This is a genomic window from Spirochaetae bacterium HGW-Spirochaetae-1 (assembly GCA_002839375.1).
Lineage (GTDB): Bacteria > Spirochaetota > UBA4802 > UBA4802 > UBA5550 > PGXY01.
In genome coordinates this window covers 73,021-89,499 of sequence record PGXY01000003.1, presented here as the reverse complement: position 1 = coordinate 89,499, position 16,479 = coordinate 73,021, and the positions used below count along the sequence as shown (strand labels likewise).

General features: G+C 49.3%; 13 protein-coding genes. 9 read left to right on the top strand and 4 right to left on the bottom strand.

All coding sequences use genetic code 11. The features are described from left to right. Window positions 1-36: 36 nt before the first annotated feature. From CVV44_05060 to CVV44_05045, 4 genes are all read right to left on the bottom strand, one after another. Complete coding sequence (locus CVV44_05060; GenBank protein ID PKL39593.1) at window positions 37-1,743, bottom strand: AMP-dependent synthetase; 1,707 nt, start codon at window positions 1,741-1,743, stop codon at window positions 37-39. 74 nt (window positions 1,744-1,817) lie between these two features. Next, complete coding sequence (locus CVV44_05055) at window positions 1,818-3,224, bottom strand: thiolase (GenBank protein PKL39592.1); 1,407 nt, start codon at window positions 3,222-3,224, stop codon at window positions 1,818-1,820. A gap of 189 nt (window positions 3,225-3,413) precedes the next feature. Next, window positions 3,414-4,202, bottom strand: coding sequence for a hypothetical protein (locus tag CVV44_05050; protein PKL39591.1), 789 nt, complete (start codon window positions 4,200-4,202; stop codon window positions 3,414-3,416). Then, entirely contained in the window at window positions 4,183-5,043 is an 861-nt protein-coding gene (locus CVV44_05045) for a 2-hydroxyglutaryl-CoA dehydratase (protein PKL39590.1), read from the bottom strand. The genes CVV44_05050 and CVV44_05045 overlap by 20 nt, the downstream gene beginning before the upstream one ends. 191 nt (window positions 5,044-5,234) lie before the next feature. Here CVV44_05045 and CVV44_05040 point away from each other — a divergent pair, with 191 nt between their 5' ends. The 9 genes from CVV44_05040 (at window position 5,235) to CVV44_05000 (ending at window position 16,444) form a co-directional block, all read left to right on the top strand. After that, window positions 5,235-6,644: a hypothetical protein gene (locus CVV44_05040; GenBank protein PKL39589.1), complete on the top strand. Its 1,410-nt coding sequence runs from the start codon at window positions 5,235-5,237 to the stop codon at window positions 6,642-6,644. Further along, entirely contained in the window at window positions 6,644-7,828 is a 1,185-nt protein-coding gene (locus tag CVV44_05035) for a 2-hydroxyacyl-CoA dehydratase (GenBank protein ID PKL40120.1), read from the top strand. Before CVV44_05040 ends, CVV44_05035 begins: the two co-directional genes overlap by 1 nt. A gap of 49 nt (window positions 7,829-7,877) precedes the next feature. After that, window positions 7,878-9,272, top strand: coding sequence for a hypothetical protein (locus CVV44_05030; GenBank protein PKL39588.1), 1,395 nt, complete (start codon window positions 7,878-7,880; stop codon window positions 9,270-9,272). 15 nt (window positions 9,273-9,287) lie between these two features. After that, window positions 9,288-10,007, top strand: coding sequence for a nitroreductase (locus CVV44_05025; GenBank protein PKL39587.1), 720 nt, complete (start codon window positions 9,288-9,290; stop codon window positions 10,005-10,007). Then, the gene (locus tag CVV44_05020) at window positions 9,961-10,359 is read left to right on the top strand and encodes a hypothetical protein (protein ID PKL39586.1); all 399 of its coding nucleotides are present in this window, start codon (window positions 9,961-9,963) and stop codon (window positions 10,357-10,359) included. Before CVV44_05025 ends, CVV44_05020 begins: the two co-directional genes overlap by 47 nt. A 163-nt stretch (window positions 10,360-10,522) precedes the next feature. Then, window positions 10,523-11,680 (top strand): hypothetical protein, encoded by a 1,158-nt coding sequence (locus CVV44_05015; GenBank protein ID PKL39585.1) that lies wholly within the window; start codon window positions 10,523-10,525, stop codon window positions 11,678-11,680. Between the two features lie 262 nt (window positions 11,681-11,942). Beyond that, window positions 11,943-14,408: a hypothetical protein gene (locus CVV44_05010; protein PKL39584.1), complete on the top strand. Its 2,466-nt coding sequence runs from the start codon at window positions 11,943-11,945 to the stop codon at window positions 14,406-14,408. A gap of 22 nt (window positions 14,409-14,430) precedes the next feature. Further along, window positions 14,431-15,522 carry a hypothetical protein gene (locus tag CVV44_05005; GenBank protein PKL39583.1) on the top strand — a complete coding sequence of 364 codons (1,092 nt, stop codon included), beginning with the start codon at window positions 14,431-14,433 and terminating at the stop codon, window positions 15,520-15,522. A 139-nt stretch (window positions 15,523-15,661) separates the two neighbouring features. After that, a complete protein-coding gene (locus tag CVV44_05000; protein ID PKL39582.1) occupies window positions 15,662-16,444 on the top strand; it encodes an oxidoreductase in 783 nt (260 codons plus the stop codon). Window positions 16,445-16,479: the final 35 nt, after the last annotated feature.

Here is a 16,479-nt window from a genome sequence, read left to right as displayed (position 1 = left end):
CTCCCGCCGGTTTTTTGATTTTTGTGTTATAGCCCCTTACCGGAATGCATTCTGTTGAGAATCATAGGTGCCGGGAACTATGCCCATGGACTCGATCTCCTTCTTCTTAATCCTGAAGGTTTCGGTTTTAGCGAATTCATCAACAATCTTCACATAGCGCGGCACGGCAAATTTCGGCAGGTTATCCTTTATAAATTCAAGGATATCTCTCTCGGAAATCTTTTGGCCCTCAACGAGAGTTATGCTGGCCATAATGTCATCCTCGGCCAGTTCCGACGGCACGGCATAAACTGCAGCTTCCATGACATGGGGATGTTTTTGCAGGGCCTGCTCTACTTCAAAGGCTGAAACATTTTCTCCTTTTATGCGCATAGACTCCGTATTTCTGCCTACGAAATAGAGGTAGCCCTTTTCATCCTTTTTCATTATGTCGCCGGTAAAAATCCATTCGCTGTCTGATTTTTCACTGCTGGCCTTCTCGTTCTTGTAATATTCAACGGAGCTGCCTTTACCGGTGTTTTTAGGGGCGGCAAAGACCAGTTCACCCTCGGCTCCCAGGGGGACATCATTCATTCCGCTGTCCACAAGCCTGTGAATTACTTTCATGGGCGGTTTGCCGATGGAACCCACGGGTGCTGTCCCCAGGTTCAGGATTATCTTGCCGCCGCCATCCACTGCACCGTAGGCTTCATAGATGGTGAGGCCGAAGCGTTTCTCAAACTGTTCCCATAGGTTTGCAGGACATGCCGCAGATATGATGAAGCGGACATTGTTTTTTCTATCAAGGGGGGTTTCCGGCTGTTTCATGAGCATGGGAATCATGGCCCCGATTGTGTTGAAAGATGTAATTTTATATTTACGGATATCATCCCAGAAACGGCTGGCGGAAAATTTCCGTGACAGGACCACGGTGGAACCGGCACACATGGCACAGGTCGTGGTGACGAAGAGCGCGTTGCCATGGAAGAGTTTCATGGCGGTATAGAGAATATCCTTTTTCCTGAAGAGCATGTATGCCACCAGGGACAGGCTTTTGACTGGTGTTTTTTTATAGCGGTATACGACACCCTTGGGCAGACCCGTTGTTCCCGATGTATAGGTGATGAAGCAGATGTCTTCTTTGTTGTATCCGGTTTCCGGGTTAACCGATGACATGCCGTAGGCTTCCTGGAGTGAATAATATTTGCCAGAAGTCTCTTGAATATTATGAGATGTTTTATTGACGATGATGGTTTTTATGTTCTCAAACCTGTCTATTATTTTTAACAATAGGTCAAGATATATGTCGTCTATTACCAGGTACTGAGCGTCGCAGTGGTTCAGGATATACAACAGGCTGTCGCCCTTGAGTGATGTGTTCACGGGGACTGAATACATGCCGATTTTCTGAAGTCCAATGAAGACATCGAGGAAACGTGGTGAATTTTCCATGAACAGGGCTACGCCCTTTCCCTTTTCCCCTTTCAGCGAGAGGAAAAAATTGGCCATGCGATTGGCGTTTTTATCCATATCTTCATAGCTGTATGTCTCTTTTTCGAAAATGAGGAATGTCTTTTCTCCATATTTGCGGGCCTGCTCTTCTATCAGTTCACCCCAGGACATTTCCTCCTGAAGTTCCATTTTTTTAATGCCCCTGATGTTGGCCCTGAGAGTTCCTCTCCTGAATTCTTTTATGAGGAAGATGGTGATGGAACGCATCATGTTTTTCATCATCCTGATTTTACCGATTGTCAATCTGTTCATTGGTTACTCCCCTATTATCCTGTTCTCTACTTTTTTCTGATTGATTTGATAGAACGCTCCTGAGAGGGTGCCTGTTATTTTTTTGATTTGCCGGAAGGCGCTTCAAGTATATGTATGCACATGGCAGCCTCTTCAACACCCAGGGCACCTCCGCCATTTTCAGCGATGCCGAGTCGTGCTTTATTTACCTGGCGCTGTCCCGCCTTTCCGCGGAGCTGTGTCACGATTTCATGAACCTGCCCCAGACCGGAAGCACCGATGGGATGACCCCGGGACTCAAGGCCACCGCTGGTGTTGACGGGTATGCGTCCGCCAAGTTTAGTTGCACCGCTCAAAGCCAGATGCCCGCCTTCGCCCCTTTTGCAGAATCCCAGGTTTTCGGTCTGGTGCAGTTCACCGTAGGCCGTGGCATCATGCACCTCGGCCACGTTCATGTCTTTGGGGTCGGTACCTGAAATATCGTAGGCCCGTCGGGCCAGACGTTCGCCTATGTTGGGCTCATCCTCCAGGCGTGCCCTGCCGGAACCCATAACCGAGGCGCGTATTTTTACAGCCTGGCTCATGAGGCCCAGGCGTCGCACGGTTTTTTCGTCACAGAGAATGGCTGAGGAGGCCCCGTCGCCAATGGGGGCGCACATGGATCGGGTGAGGGGCCAGGTTACCAGCCTGTCACGCAGTACATCCTCGAAGGCCACATCGAACTGGTACTGAGCATTGGGATTCATAGTGGAATGAAAATGATTTTTTGAGGCAATGAAGGCCAGCTGCTCTATGGTTGTGCCGTATTTCCTCATGTGCTTCCGTGCTTCATGCCCGTACACATCCATGAAGGGCGAATGGTCGCCTGAACCCAGTTTTCGTAATTCCTTCAGCACATCATAACCCATGCTTTCGCCGATCCTGACGGCCACCACAAGATTATCGCGGATGTCTTTATATTTGTCCCGGAGGGATTTTGTCTTTTTACCGCCGCTTTTTACCGGCATGGGATATTTGACGCGGTGGTTCTTCATATCTGTCCTATCCTGTTCGGTCAGACTGTACTTGGTAAAATCCTGCATGATGCTGATAAGGTTGCCCACATCCATTCCCGTGAGAAACCCGGAGAACACAAGGGCCTGATTTTTATCATAAATTTTCTCAGCGCCCAGGGCCATGGTGATATCATGCACCCCGCCTGCAACAGCCATCCAGGCATGATGCAGGGCCGTGGAGCCGCCGGCGCAGGCGTTCTCCACATTTGTCATGGGAATGGTGTCGATGCCCATAGGCCGGAGAGCCACCTGGGCCCGGATGCAGGTCTGTCGTCGGTATTCCCCCCAGGCTGAATTGGCGAACCACAGCGCCTGAATATCCTGCTTGTTAAGACCGGCCTCTTTGAGGCAGGGCGTTACGGTCATTTCTGATAGTTCCGGGATGGTCTTTTCCAGGTACCGTCCGAAACGGATGGTGTGCGATGCGATGATATAAACATCTCTCATATTAAATCTCCCCATGGAATTCATTTTGTGTTGTACATACTTACAGAATAAGCATATACATTTATATTCTTCCTGTCTTGTACCATGTGAAGACGGGAATGATGGAACTTCATAAAGTGTTATGTTGGCAAATTCTGGTAAATATCATAGCGGTCGATATATTTTACCGCCTTTCCATGGCGGGGGTTGTCAATGCCGCCGGTTGAGCTCAATCCCCTGGGCCAGCAGCGCCGCTCCGTAGGAGGGCAGCACCTGGGGATCAATAGGGCAGTCGATGATTTCATGATCCAGGCGCTTTATGAGTTCGTCCCTGAAGTGACGTACTTTTGCCAGTCCTCCCGTGATGGCCACGGGACCTTCAGCTGACGCTCCCTGTACCAGTGTCACTGTTTTTGCTGCGATGGAGTTGATCACCCCGGCGATGATGTCTCCCCCATGGCGGCCCATGTTGATCTGGGTGATGATATCACTCTCGGCGAAAACCGCGCAGGTGCTCGTGGATACATAGGGATTCATGGAATCTGCGGCGAATCGTGAAATGTCGCTGAAAGGAATATCGATGGATTCCGCGATCATCTCCAGGAACCGTCCACTGCCGGCGGCGCATTTTTCGTTCTCATAGCTTTGTTCCAGAAAACCGCTTTCATCTATGGTGACAACCTTGATGAAGAGGCCCCCGGCATCGATTACGGTCTTTATTCTCCTGTCCTGAAGCCAGGCTCCCCGGGCGATGCAGGCCGAATCCTTGAGGGTATAAATAGCCTTTTTTACCAGATGCCCGCCGTATCCCGTAGCAATTATTTTTTTTATATTTCTTTTTTTGATGCCGGCGGCGGCAAGAGCCCTGTCAAAAGCGCCGACTGAGGTTTTTTTGAATGTACCCCTCATCTCCACGACGGCGGAACCGATGAGCACGGTGCCGTCTACAATGGATATCTTCAGGAAACGTGTCCCTACATCAATTCCTGCCGTTATCATGGATGTTCATGGCCTCCTTGTTGTCTTTCTTGTCTGTCAGTGCCCGCATGGCGAATATCGCAGCTCCCAGGGCGCCCATGAGTTGCGGATCAATGGAGAGGGATTTAAGCCTGATATCCATGAGTTTTTCGATTTGCCTGAGGACCCCCTGGTTTTTCGAAACACCGCCGGTTACACAGACCTGCGGTGTGATGACAAGGGATTTTGCCAGGCTCACGGCGCGCCGGGCAACGGCATCGGAAAGACCGCCGGCGATATCCCTGAGCTTTTTTCTTCTATATAATGCGTCGATTACTTCCAGTTCCATGAAGATACTGCACTTGTTGCTGATCATGAGGGGTCTGCGGGATTTTGCCGACAGGGGACCCAACTTTTCCAGAGGCACGCCGATGGTTCTGGCCAGCATTTCCAGGGAACGGCCCGTGCCGGCAGCACACTTATCGTTCATGATAAAATCCGTGACCATGCCGCGGTCGTCGATGTTGATGGCCTTGCAGTCCTGCCCGCCAATATCTATTATGGTGCGGATTGATGGTTCCGCCCAGTGGGCTCCCATGCCGTGACAGGAAATTTCGCTCATGTTCATGCCGGCAAAGGGAATTTCCAGCCTCCCGTACCCGGTGCTGCAGCAGAAATCAATATCCTCCATTCGCAGGCCCTGCGAAGAGAGAACCTCATGCATTACCGCGTCGGCCGACTGGCGTGCCGTGGGTTTGACCCGTATGATGGAAGATGCCAGCACTGTATTGCCGCGCAGGAGCACGGCCTTGGCCGTGAGGGACCCCACATCGCAACCGGCGGTGATACATGAATCATTGCCTGTTTCATTATTGATGCCCATGACTTTTTTGTCTATCCTCTTAATTCTGTCACATGATAGTGCATGAAATAGTAAAATTTGTCAAGGATTGATCACGGCACTATTTGAATATTGTAAATTATTACTTCATAAAGTACACGACAGCTTTAATGTAATGTGTATAATGTGTATCATAAGTATTGTCGCCTTTTATCAATTTCCGGGAGAGGGATATGGCTGCTGAAAACAGGGTGAAAAAACTGAAGCCTCTTAAAATGCTGAAACTGACCAGGATGCTTCTGTATCTCGTTTATTTTTTCTCCAAGGTGCCGCGTCTGGCAACAGTCCTGCTTTTCGTCCTGCGCCCTCTCTATGTGCCCTTGAGGGAAAACTTCCTTAACCGGAAACTGCGGTACGGACTGCTTACCGTGGGCGCCGGTCTTCTCTCGCCCGATGTTTTCAAGGCCTATGGGTATGGAGCAAAGGCCGTTATTGAAAATATAAACGACGTCATAAGGAGCGTGAAAAAGGGCAAGCCCGTGATATGGGTTGAGTGGATATTGAATCCCGAGATGCTTGAGGCCTTTGATGTGACCTCCTTTAACTCGGCGCTGCTCAATGTTTTTGGCAATGTGTACGGGGCCGCCGGCCCCTGGTCCCTTATTGAAGAGGCCGAGAGCTACGGTGTACCCGTGGAATACTGCTCGGCCATGAAACTCGATATGGGGGCTTATGTCCTGGGCCAGATCCCGAAACCGGCCATGACCATTGCCGGTTCCCATCCCTGCGACACCAATGTTTCTATCACCCAGTCTTTCGAATATCTGCTCGAGGTTCCTTCCTTTATTTTTGATGTGCCATACTGGCGTGATGAATATTCCTATGAATACTTTGAGAAGCAGGTATGGAAGCAGATAGAGTTCCTGGAAAAGCACCTGGACCGGAAGATAGACTGGGAAAAACTCACGGACATGCTGAACCGGCTGAATAAGTTCAATTATTATCTCTCGGAGATATGCGAGATGAACCGCGCCATTCCCTGTCCGGGTACGCATATCAACCTCCTCTTTGCCTGGGTCGTGCGTGAAATTAATGTCCGTTCCCCCTACGCACTGAAAATGGCCGAGGCCATGCACAAGGCCATTCACAGTAATTATATAAAAGGGAAGGGCGTTGTAAAGAAGGAGAAAATACGGATATTGCTCTGGTTTCCTCCCATTGCCTTTTTTACCTATCTCTTCAAATGGATGGAAGAAGAATACGGCGCCGTTGTGGTTGCCGATTTCATCGGCAATGTGTCAACTGTCGATATTGATACTTCATCAAAGGAAAGCATGATACGGGATTTTGCCAAGACACAGATGCACCTGGCCATGGGCCGGCAGTGCCATGGTCCCGTTGAGTTCATTACCGATGAAATGGAGGCGGCCATAGAGGCCTATAATGTGGACTGTATGATATTCACGGGTCACCAGGGATGCAAGCACGGATGGGCCGCGGTGAAGATCATTCAGGACATATGCCGTGAAAGAAAACTTCCCACGCTGTACCTGAGCATCGATATAATGGATCAACGGCATCTTGACGAAGCGGGAGTGCGCAACTCGGTTACGGAATTCTTCAGGAGTCACGGGTGGATATGATGGACATCTTTGAAAAAGTGAAGGAACTGGCCGCAAAGGATTACAACGAATTCCTTGATTCCGCAAAAAGGGAAGGAAAAAAGATAATCGGGTATTTCTGCTCCTACGTTCCTGAAGAAATTATACATGCTGCCGGATTCATCCCGTACCGCATGAGGGCCGTTGCCGGATCGGGTACGGCCAAGGGGGATATCTATTTTTCAGCCCTGAATTGCACTTTTGTGCGCAACTGCTTCAATAAAGTCATGGAGGGGGATTTCCATTTTCTCGACGGCATTGTATTTATGAACGGCTGTGATCATACGCGCAGGCTCTACGACAACTGGAGGCATGCCGATGTGGCGCCTGATTTCAGATATATGTTTGTCGCACCGCACCTGGTGAATGACCTGGCCATGGATCAGTTTACTGCTGAAATACATAAGTTTAAAGGCGCTGTTGAGAAACATTTCAGTGTAACTATCGAGGATGGGAATATCGCCGAATCCATACGGCTGTATAACAGAAAACGGAAACTTCTTGCCGATATTTATGAACTGCGAAAAGCGAAGAATGTTCCCGTAAAGGGAAGCGAAATTCTGGCACTGATGCTCTGCATAACGGCCATGCCTGTGGAGGACGCTATCGCGATGCTGGAGTCCTTCATTCAGGGTTGTCAGGAACGTGTTGTCTCCCGGCCCGATGATCTCCGCATATTTTTTTCATCGGGATGCATTGAAGAGATCGGGCACATGGAACTAATCGAGGACTGCGGCGCCGTTATTGTTGCCGATAATATTTGCCTTGGCAGCAGGCATTTCAATCTTGCCGTCGATGAATCAGGGGAACCTGTTCGGGCCCTGGCGGTGCGCTATCTATCGCATCTCTCGTGTCCCCGCATGATGAATGATTTTCGTAAGCGTCTTGCTTATATTGAGGATATTAAAAAAGAGTATGCCATTGACGCTATCATCGCCGAGAAACTGAAATTTTGCGATCTGTGGGGAGGGGAACTTTTTATTTATCGGAAGGACGCGGTGAAGAAAAATTTCCCCATCCTTGCCCTGGAGCGGGAGCTCTACGGCGGCGGGCAGGGACAGATACGGACCCGGGTCCAGGCCTTCTTTGAACAGGTGCGTAATAAAAAAGCCACGAGTGATGATCTTGTCCGGACTTCAGGGGACAATTACAAGGTATATCTGTAGCATGTATCAGATTCGATGAATGAAACTATTAAAATCCGAGAGGCATTAAATGAATCAGAAACAGTATGAATACATCGTAATAGGAACGGGGCCCGGCGGAGCGCCCGTGGCACTGGAGCTTGCCAGGGCCGGCAAGAAAGTGCTCATGCTGGAACGGGGGGCGTACCATAAACATTTTATCGGCTTCCCCCTGGGTATGCGTCTATCGGAAAGGTTTTTTATGTTCAACCGGTCCAAAGAAGGTGTCGTAATGGAACGGGGACTCACTGTGGGCGGTTCGTCCATGATATACCAGGGTAACGTTTTCGATCCCACGGAAAAATTTATAAAAAAGATGGGTATCGATTTCAGGACCGAGACCGATGAAATCAAAAAGGAAATCGGTGTTAAAACGCTTCCCCCGGAATTTTACAACCGTAATGGAAATACGGGTTTTCAAAGAATGATGAAGGCCGCTGAAGATATGGGTGCCCACTTCGAGGAACAGGAAAAATTTGTCGACCCCGAGAAGTGCAAACTGGGATGCGACTGGTGCATGCTGGGCTGTCCCCGGGACGCAAAGTGGACCACGAGGCGCTATGTGGATAAGGCCGTTGAGGAATATGGCGCTGAACTGCGGGTCTCTTCCCCGGTTCACCGGCTTGTTTTCGATGATACCGGGAAAAAGGTCCTGGGCGTGGAAATGAAAACCGGTGAAAAGATATTCGGCGATACCATTATTCTCGCTGCCGGCGGTATCGGAAGTCCGGGGATACTGCTGCGATCGGGCGTTAACTATGCAGGTAAGCGTTTTTTCATGGACCCCATGACCATACTCTTCGCCCTGAGCAAAGACCCCAAAGGCGGGCAATGGGGAGAACAAACTTTTTCACACGCCATTGAAACTTTTGCCGACAGCGACGGTTTTATGATAGGAAACAATGGTGCTTGGGGAACCTGGTGCGTCATGAACATGATCCGCCCCAAGGTCATGCGGGAAAACTGGTACAAGCTGCCCTGGGTTAAGCGGGGCATGGGCCTCTTCGTAAAACTGGCTGAGGACGACAAGGGAGAGATATACCCCAATGAGAGGACCAGTAAACCCATGACACCAAGCGATGAAAAACGCATGCAGAAGGGCGTTGATGTGGCCAGGGAAATCCTGATCCGCGCCAGGGCGAAGGAGAACAGTATCTCGGAACTCCGCTGGGCCGGCGGGCATCCCGGCGGGACCATTGAAATCGGCAAGTATGTACAGAGGGATTTCAGGAGTGAATTCGAAAACCTGTATGTATGCGACGCCAGTGTTTTTCCCGTTTCTCCCGGAGCCCCGCCCAGTCTCAGCATCATGGGCATGTCGCGGCTCCTGTCCAAGTTTTTGCTGGGAAAGGTGCAGCCCGAAGATCGGTTTGTCCGGGACAGCAATTTTAAAAAGAAAGGATTGCTGAAGCCCCTGAAAAAATGAGCGAGGTGTTTCTATATGAAAAATATTCGGGAAGGAAACGTGGAAAAACTTAAAAAAAATTATACGGAAACCGAGGAAGTGATCCTGAACCGGCGCAGCGTTCGCCTCTATAAAAAAGAACAGGTTCCGGAATTCATGATCAAACGCCTTCTCGAGGCGGCACGATTCGCTCCTTCGGCGGGCAATGCCCAGCCATGGAAGTTCATAGTGATCCGGGACCAGGAAGTGATCCGGGAGATGACGGAAACGGTGTCATGGTATCTTAGAATATTCAGGGCCATGATCGATTACCGCAGACCGGGATTCTACTGGCTGCGCCCCCTGACCAAGCTGATCATTCGTTTCAACCGTTTCGAGCTGCATCCCGTGCCTTTCGGTGCCGTTGATCTTATCGCCCGTGAAAGGCTGGGACTTTTCCACGGCGCCCCCACGGTGATCCTCGTATTCAAGGATGTACGCGGCGTGGGTAATCCTGACCTGGACTGCGGCATTGCCGGCCAGAATATCGTCCTCGCGGCCCACAGCATGGGGCTGGGAACCTGCTGGATAAGCTTTTCAAAACCGGCATTCAAGTACAGCCCCACGTGGAAGAGAAGACTGGGAATATCATATCCCTATAAATTTGTCACCAGTATCGCCGTTGGATGGCCCCGGGGTAACCCTGACGGGATGGTGCCCCGTGAGACCCATGCCGTGGACTGGTATGAGGATGGAAAAAAACAGGTTGTATATTAAGGAGACAGTTATGGCAAAAATGGGATTCTTCGAAAAAATATTCATGCCCGATTATAAAAACCTGAAACAGATATCGTGGGGAACAATCACTATCGATGAAAATAAATGCACGGGCTGCGGCATCTGCGCCGAGGCCTGCCCGGCCGATTCCATCTATATTGCAGATAAAAAAGCTCATATGCGACCCCGTGACGGCGTGCTGGGCAAGGATCCTGGCCTGGGCCAGTGCATCGCCTGCGGCGACTGCCGGGCCATATGCCACAAAGGAGCCATCGAACTCACGGGGACCTATTCCTGGAGCCGCTTTTTTAAAACTATCGACCGTGGGGATATGCATCCGCCGCGTCTTTAATAAGGATATGTCTTGACAAAAATTGTTTTTTGGTGTATCCTTTCCTGCTCTGAGCCTCCCTGATTATCCCATGATACGGAATCGGGACTCAGTATGTCCGCTCATACAGTGTGCATATATGCCTGCCCCGCGCGGGACAGATGTCGCAATCGGATGAACTGTCGTGTCGGAAATTATTACCATTATGATTATTGTTGCCATATCCCAGGGAATATTTCTGGGTATGGTCCTCCTGTTCAGAAAGAAGAACATTCTTTCAAATAAAATACTGGCCATGCTTTTCTTTGCCATTTCTCTGGGCATGTCCATGAATTATTTCAAGATTATGGGTAATCATACGGTTTTTTATTATCTGGTATATGTGAATATCTCTTTTTATCTTCTCTATGGGCCGCTCATGTATCTGTATACGCTGTCCATCACCGGCAGTATGGGAAAGCAGATATCCCGCTATGTGCCTCATTTTTTGCCCTTCACGGTTTTTATTTTATACATGATTATCCGCCATCGGATCATTGAATGGGATGGCACCATGGATTTGAGTCCTTTTCAGGACAATACAACGCTCTTCTCATATTCCAACGTGGTTAAACTGTTTCTTGTCTTAATACTGGTGTACATTTATCGTTCAATCTATATTGTGCGACAGTATAAGCAGCGGTTGAAATATTATTTCTCCGATGTGGAGAAAATCAGGCTAATCTGGCTGTCCTTTTTCCTTGCTGGTGCCTCAGTATTCGTGGTTTTATTGATTATCCTGCTGCTCCGGATTAAAGATCTCCGGGTCAATTATGTAAATAGCGGTCATGTCCTGGTTATATTAATCGTCTATCTGGCAACCATATATATATCCACCTTTTTAACCATCCGGTATCCCGAAATATTCTCCCGAAGTGAAAACAGCGATCTGCCGGAAGCGGGGGACAGAGCCCCCAAATATGAAAAATTAAGACTTGATGATGATATCCGGTTACAGTATATGGAAGAACTGATGCAATACATGAAAGTACATAAACCCTATCTCAGGGACTCACTGACCCTGCGGGAACTGGCCGACCTGGTGAAAATTCCCCATCATCATCTTTCCATTATCATAAATACGGGACTGAATCAGAATTTTTACATGTTCATTAATACCTACAGGGTCGATGAGGCCCGGAAGATGCTTGTCGATCCACAATACCGCGATGTTAATATACTCAATATCGCCTTCAATTCAGGTTTCAATTCAAAAACTACCTTTAATACAGTGTTCAAACAGGTGACTGGAATGACCCCCACAGAATTCCGGAAAGACAAACTTGTCGATGGAAAATCATAAAACACTCTTCACTGCCGTCCTTTCCCTTCATGTAATGAACTAAAACAGGTATAAAATTAAAAAAATGACAATTTTTTTAGTTCGGGTTTGCAAGGTCGAACGACATGGGGACTAATAATGTCATATATATGACATATTCCTTAAAAGGGAATATTTTTTTACGTATACATAAAACCGTCCAGACGGTTAAAAAATGTTTGATTTTTTTTGCCAGTGCAGTTTTATAATACTACAATTTCATTATGGGTTGTGAGGAGGGAATATGGTCAAAGGTTTGAAAGTGACAGTTTTGTTGATGCTGTTTATGGCTCTTGTCAGTCTCGGCTGTTCTGGCGACGGGGTTGAATTGAGCAGTAGTGATATTAATAATGAATACAATTTGATAAGTGATGATTCCTGCGAGGGCTGTTCAGGGCAGCTTGATAGTACAGCGGCGCGGCAGATAAGTGAAGCACTGACGGAAGCGGGTGCCGAAGATGCGCGTATCGCACTGAATGTACGGGTCACGGTGCCCATGAGCGAGAATCCCAAGAGCAGCGGGGACTGTGATCTCTGGGCCACCATTATACGCCCTGCCGGTGACAAAAAACTTCCCACTATCCTTATCGCTGCACCTTATCGCCGGGAACTCTGTGTGTTAACCGGTATCGGTCTGGTGTCACGGGGATATAATGTCATGGCCGTGGATATCCGGGGAACCGGGACTTCATCGGGTGAATGGGCTTCTTTTGACCTGGTGGAGCAGTATGACATCAGGTATGTCGTGGACAGATATATACCGGCCAGAACATGGTCTGACGGAACTGTGGGCATGTTCGGCATGTCCTACCTGGCCATCATACAGGTTCTCACGGCCGGCCTTGTGGACCTGGATCCTAAAACGGGAGAGCCGAAACACCTGAAGGCCATTTTTCCCATTGTGCCCATGTCCGACGCGTATCGCGACATCGTGGCCCACGGCGGGAACCTGGATCTGGCCTTCATTCCCATGTGGCTCGGCATGGTGGATATGCTCGCTATCCTTCCGCCCACAATTCTTCTGGGTGTAAACGGAGAACTCACACCGGCAATCATAGATGAGGCCGCTGACGTGTGGTTGGAGCACTGGAACTATGTTCCCGAAACAGTGGGAATGATCATGGACATAGACCATATGAAGGACGGCTATTTCTATGACGCCAAATCACCCATGATCTACTGGCCGCAGAAACCCGTGGGCGGATGGGGTTTTCCCGAGGGGGACAATTATACCATCTCAAGCAAGCTGCCGGTTTTCACCGTGGGCGGATGGTTTGATATTTTCACGCGGGGCACGCTGAATAATTACCAGTATGGATTTTCAAAACATGCCACTTCCGACAAGAAAATGCTTATCGGTGAATACTATCACATGTCCGGATCAGCAGCCATGGGCATCAATTCCACTTTCAGCGGCGCCCTTCCGGGACGCTGGTTTGACTGGAAGATCAAGGGTAAAGATGACCCGTTCATGGAAGAGTTTCCTGTCATACTCTATGTAATGGGAGAGAACAAATGGCGCGCCGAGAAATCCTGGCCCCTGCCGGCAAGCCGCGTGTCAACAAAGGCTTTATATCTCACAAAATTTGCCCCGTCGGCCATTTCCGGCGACTGGTACACCGAAGATGAAGACGGCGAGTTCGCCGACAACAATTTCAGTCTGAGTACGGCTAAGAATGTCGCGGGAGACAATCCCGTTCTTGTGCATAAACCCATAGTATTTGATCCTAACATGAACCTGAATGGAGCCAACTCCCGGTCTGCCGTGCGCTGGGGTGCCGGTGCCAATGCCATGGTTTCGGACATGTACAAGTTCTACCTGAATAACAACATTGACGAAAAGCAGTGGTACGACGACGAGCGCACCGATGAGAAGAAGTGCCTCACCTTTACCACGGAGCCTCTCTCCGGGGACATGGAGATAGTGGGTCCCGTGACGCTGAAATTCTGGGCTAAGACTGAATTCGGCACTGAGCTTGAGCAGGCCGGTGTGGAATTTACGGCGGCAGTACTCAAAAAGAAGTTCGGTGTTGAAAGCAATCTTCTCATAGATGTCATGAAGAGCAGGGATGTGCAGTGGGTATCGGAACTAACCGATGTATTCCCCGACGGCCATGCCCGTAATGTGAGTTCCGGCTGGCTCGCGGCATCACACCGTCAGTATGATCCCACGGGACTCGTTGGAACATATGTCGATGAAAATGGGGAAGAAACGGCGCAACACGCACTGGATCCCGATTATGTTCCCTTTGATCCATTCTATGACAGGCCTGATAAGAATCCGTTACTCATCAATGAAGGAGATCTGTATCAGTACTGCATCGAGTTGTGGCCCACCTGTAACGTTTTCAAAAAGGGACATCGCGTGCGTGTCAGCATTTCAGCATCGGATTTTCCCCACCTTCTGCCCTTCATGCAGCCATCGACGAATACCATCGTCATAGATGACAAACATGAGGCCCGGATCGATTTTTCAACGGCAAATAAAAATGACGAGAACGATACATGGGAATGGGTCGGAGAGACAAAGGATATGGACAAGTATCTCATGTCCGGCGGTTCCATCGGCTGCGGCACATCGGCTGATGCCGCTGTTTACGGCAGGTCGGGCCGGAACATGCCGGCGGAGATGGTAAGCTTTGCCGTGTTCATGCTGTTTCCCCTGGGACTCATAATGCTGACCAGAAAACTGAGAAGAAGAGCGTGTTAATAGTTCGGGAGGATTATATACAATGATTAGGATAAGATATTTTTTGATACTTATATCAGTGCTTGTTCTTTTCAGCGCCTGTGACATGAGCACCTCGTCGGGTGACGCGCTGTCGGCATCGGACAGAACAGGCCAGGTCAGTGATACTACGGACAGCGGCACTGATATGGGGCCTGAATTTCCCATCAAAATGGGTAATGCCGAAAACATTTTATTTACCGATACGGGAAGGATTTTCATGACCGGTGCCAATGTGGCGGAAATCACAAAGGATGGGGCAGTCATGCTCATGCCGTCGGAATACTCTTCGATGTATGCCGGGCTTGCCCAGGTAGGGCCATGGCTCTATGTCATCTGCGGAAAAAATTATGAGACGATGCCTCCACTGGACCTGGCTGAACTTCTCCAGGCGAAGAACATCCTGGATAAACTGGTTTTTCTGACAGACGCCATGATGGACAAGGTACTTCTCCGGGCGGACCTCAGGGCCGGAGGACCCGACAAACTGGTCTTTGAGGAAATTCATCATTTTGATGGAATGATGCTTCCCAATGGCATGGCGGCCGACTCTCAGGGGAACCTCTATGTGGCCGACGAGACCTTTCTGCCGCAGGGGAAAATTGTGAAGGTGACGGTTTCCAGCGATGCCATTCCCGTGACAACCCAGGAGACCTGGGCGTCGGCCGGGGATGGGGTGAATTCCCCCAACGGCATGTGCATCCGCGATGATGTGCTGTACTTCACCGATTTCAATATTAATTCAAGCAAGCCGGCCCAGGTGAAAAAAGTGGCCATCAACAGTGACGGTTCGGCCGGTACTGTGGAAACAGTATATTCAGCTATGGGACTTTTCGATGACCTGGACGCAGTCATCTACAATGGCAGGCCAACCCTGGCCGTGGCGAGTTTTTTCGCGGGATCGGTCCTTATCATCGATGAGGAAAACGGCACTGTAGCAAAAGCGGGCGGCGGAAAACTGCAGAGCCCATCTTCGGCCCATTTTGGCAATGGCGGCTGGATAGCTGAAGATGAACTCATCGTCACGGAAGTGGGAATGCTCTATGAGCCTTACTCCAATTTTGGTAATCAGGTTAATGTGATTACCGTTCCATGAGACGATGAGCATTCTTTTATTGCGACAATAACAGAGACATCGTCATATATCAGAAAATGGGGGCACCTCGCCCCCATTTTTTTGTTGCCAGGTCCAGGCTATTTTGTATGATAAAGGGAAATGCATAGTGAGGGTAATTATGGAATATAGTAATAAGGTGATACTGATTACCGGTGCTTCATCGGGAATCGGACGCGGAACGGCACTCGCCCTGGCAAAATTTAACAATCGCATAATTATCACCGCCCGACGTGAAAACCTTCTCCGGGAGACCGCGGCGTTGATAGAAGCTGCGGGAAGTCAATGCCTTTATTTTGCCGGAGACGCAACATCGCCGGAACATGCTGAAAAGGTGATTTCGGAAATTGTCAAACTATACGGTATCATTGATATCGCCATACTCAACATCGGTATCGGTCCCCCGTCAAACACGCTTACCACCCCTGTGAAAACAATAAAATTTTGTTTAGAAGCCAATTACTATACTATGCTGAATTTTTACGGCCCTCTCATGGAACAGATGAAAAAGCAAAAAACCCGATGCATGATTGCCCACATGAATTCCCAGGCCACATGGTTCGGTATTCCCATGCAGGGAGACTACACCGCGGCAAAGGCGGCGGCACGGATATTTCTTGAAACCGCGAGAATGGAACTGAAGCATTTCGGGTACCGGCACATTATTGTACAGACCATCCATCCCGGATTTGTCGATACCGAGGCAGTGCGCAATGATGGCATACCAGCTCCTAATGAAATCAGTGAAGAAAAAGCGGCAGAATATGTGCTGAAGGGCCTGAGGAAGGAAATGCGTGAAAATATTTTCCCCCCGGGAACCAAGTGGGCTGCCAAGCTGGGAAAGATAGTTCCCCATTCTTTTCTTACAAAGATACTGCTTTCGCAGACGCCAAAAGAATACTGATACGTGCGCCGTTACTTTGTTTTAAAAGCGCCGGG

Excerpts from the sequence above, each read along its gene's own strand:
- CVV44_05060 (PKL39593.1), bottom strand. The coding sequence starts at position 1,743 with ATGAACAGATTGACAATCGGTAAAATCAGGATGATGAAAAACATGATG.
- CVV44_05055 (PKL39592.1), bottom strand. The coding sequence starts at position 3,224 with ATGAGAGATGTTTATATCATCGCATCGCACACCATCCGTTTCGGACGG.
- CVV44_05050 (PKL39591.1), bottom strand. The coding sequence starts at position 4,202 with ATGATAACGGCAGGAATTGATGTAGGGACACGTTTCCTGAAGATATCC.
- CVV44_05045 (PKL39590.1), bottom strand. The coding sequence starts at position 5,043 with ATGGGCATCAATAATGAAACAGGCAATGATTCATGTATCACCGCCGGT.
- CVV44_05040 (PKL39589.1), top strand. The coding sequence starts at position 5,235 with ATGGCTGCTGAAAACAGGGTGAAAAAACTGAAGCCTCTTAAAATGCTG.
- CVV44_05035 (PKL40120.1), top strand. The coding sequence starts at position 6,644 with ATGGACATCTTTGAAAAAGTGAAGGAACTGGCCGCAAAGGATTACAAC.
- CVV44_05030 (PKL39588.1), top strand. The coding sequence starts at position 7,878 with ATGAATCAGAAACAGTATGAATACATCGTAATAGGAACGGGGCCCGGC.
- CVV44_05025 (PKL39587.1), top strand. The coding sequence starts at position 9,288 with ATGAAAAATATTCGGGAAGGAAACGTGGAAAAACTTAAAAAAAATTAT.
- CVV44_05020 (PKL39586.1), top strand. The coding sequence starts at position 9,961 with ATGCCGTGGACTGGTATGAGGATGGAAAAAAACAGGTTGTATATTAAG.
- CVV44_05010 (PKL39584.1), top strand. The coding sequence starts at position 11,943 with ATGGTCAAAGGTTTGAAAGTGACAGTTTTGTTGATGCTGTTTATGGCT.
- CVV44_05005 (PKL39583.1), top strand. The coding sequence starts at position 14,431 with ATGATTAGGATAAGATATTTTTTGATACTTATATCAGTGCTTGTTCTT.
- CVV44_05000 (PKL39582.1), top strand. The coding sequence starts at position 15,662 with ATGGAATATAGTAATAAGGTGATACTGATTACCGGTGCTTCATCGGGA.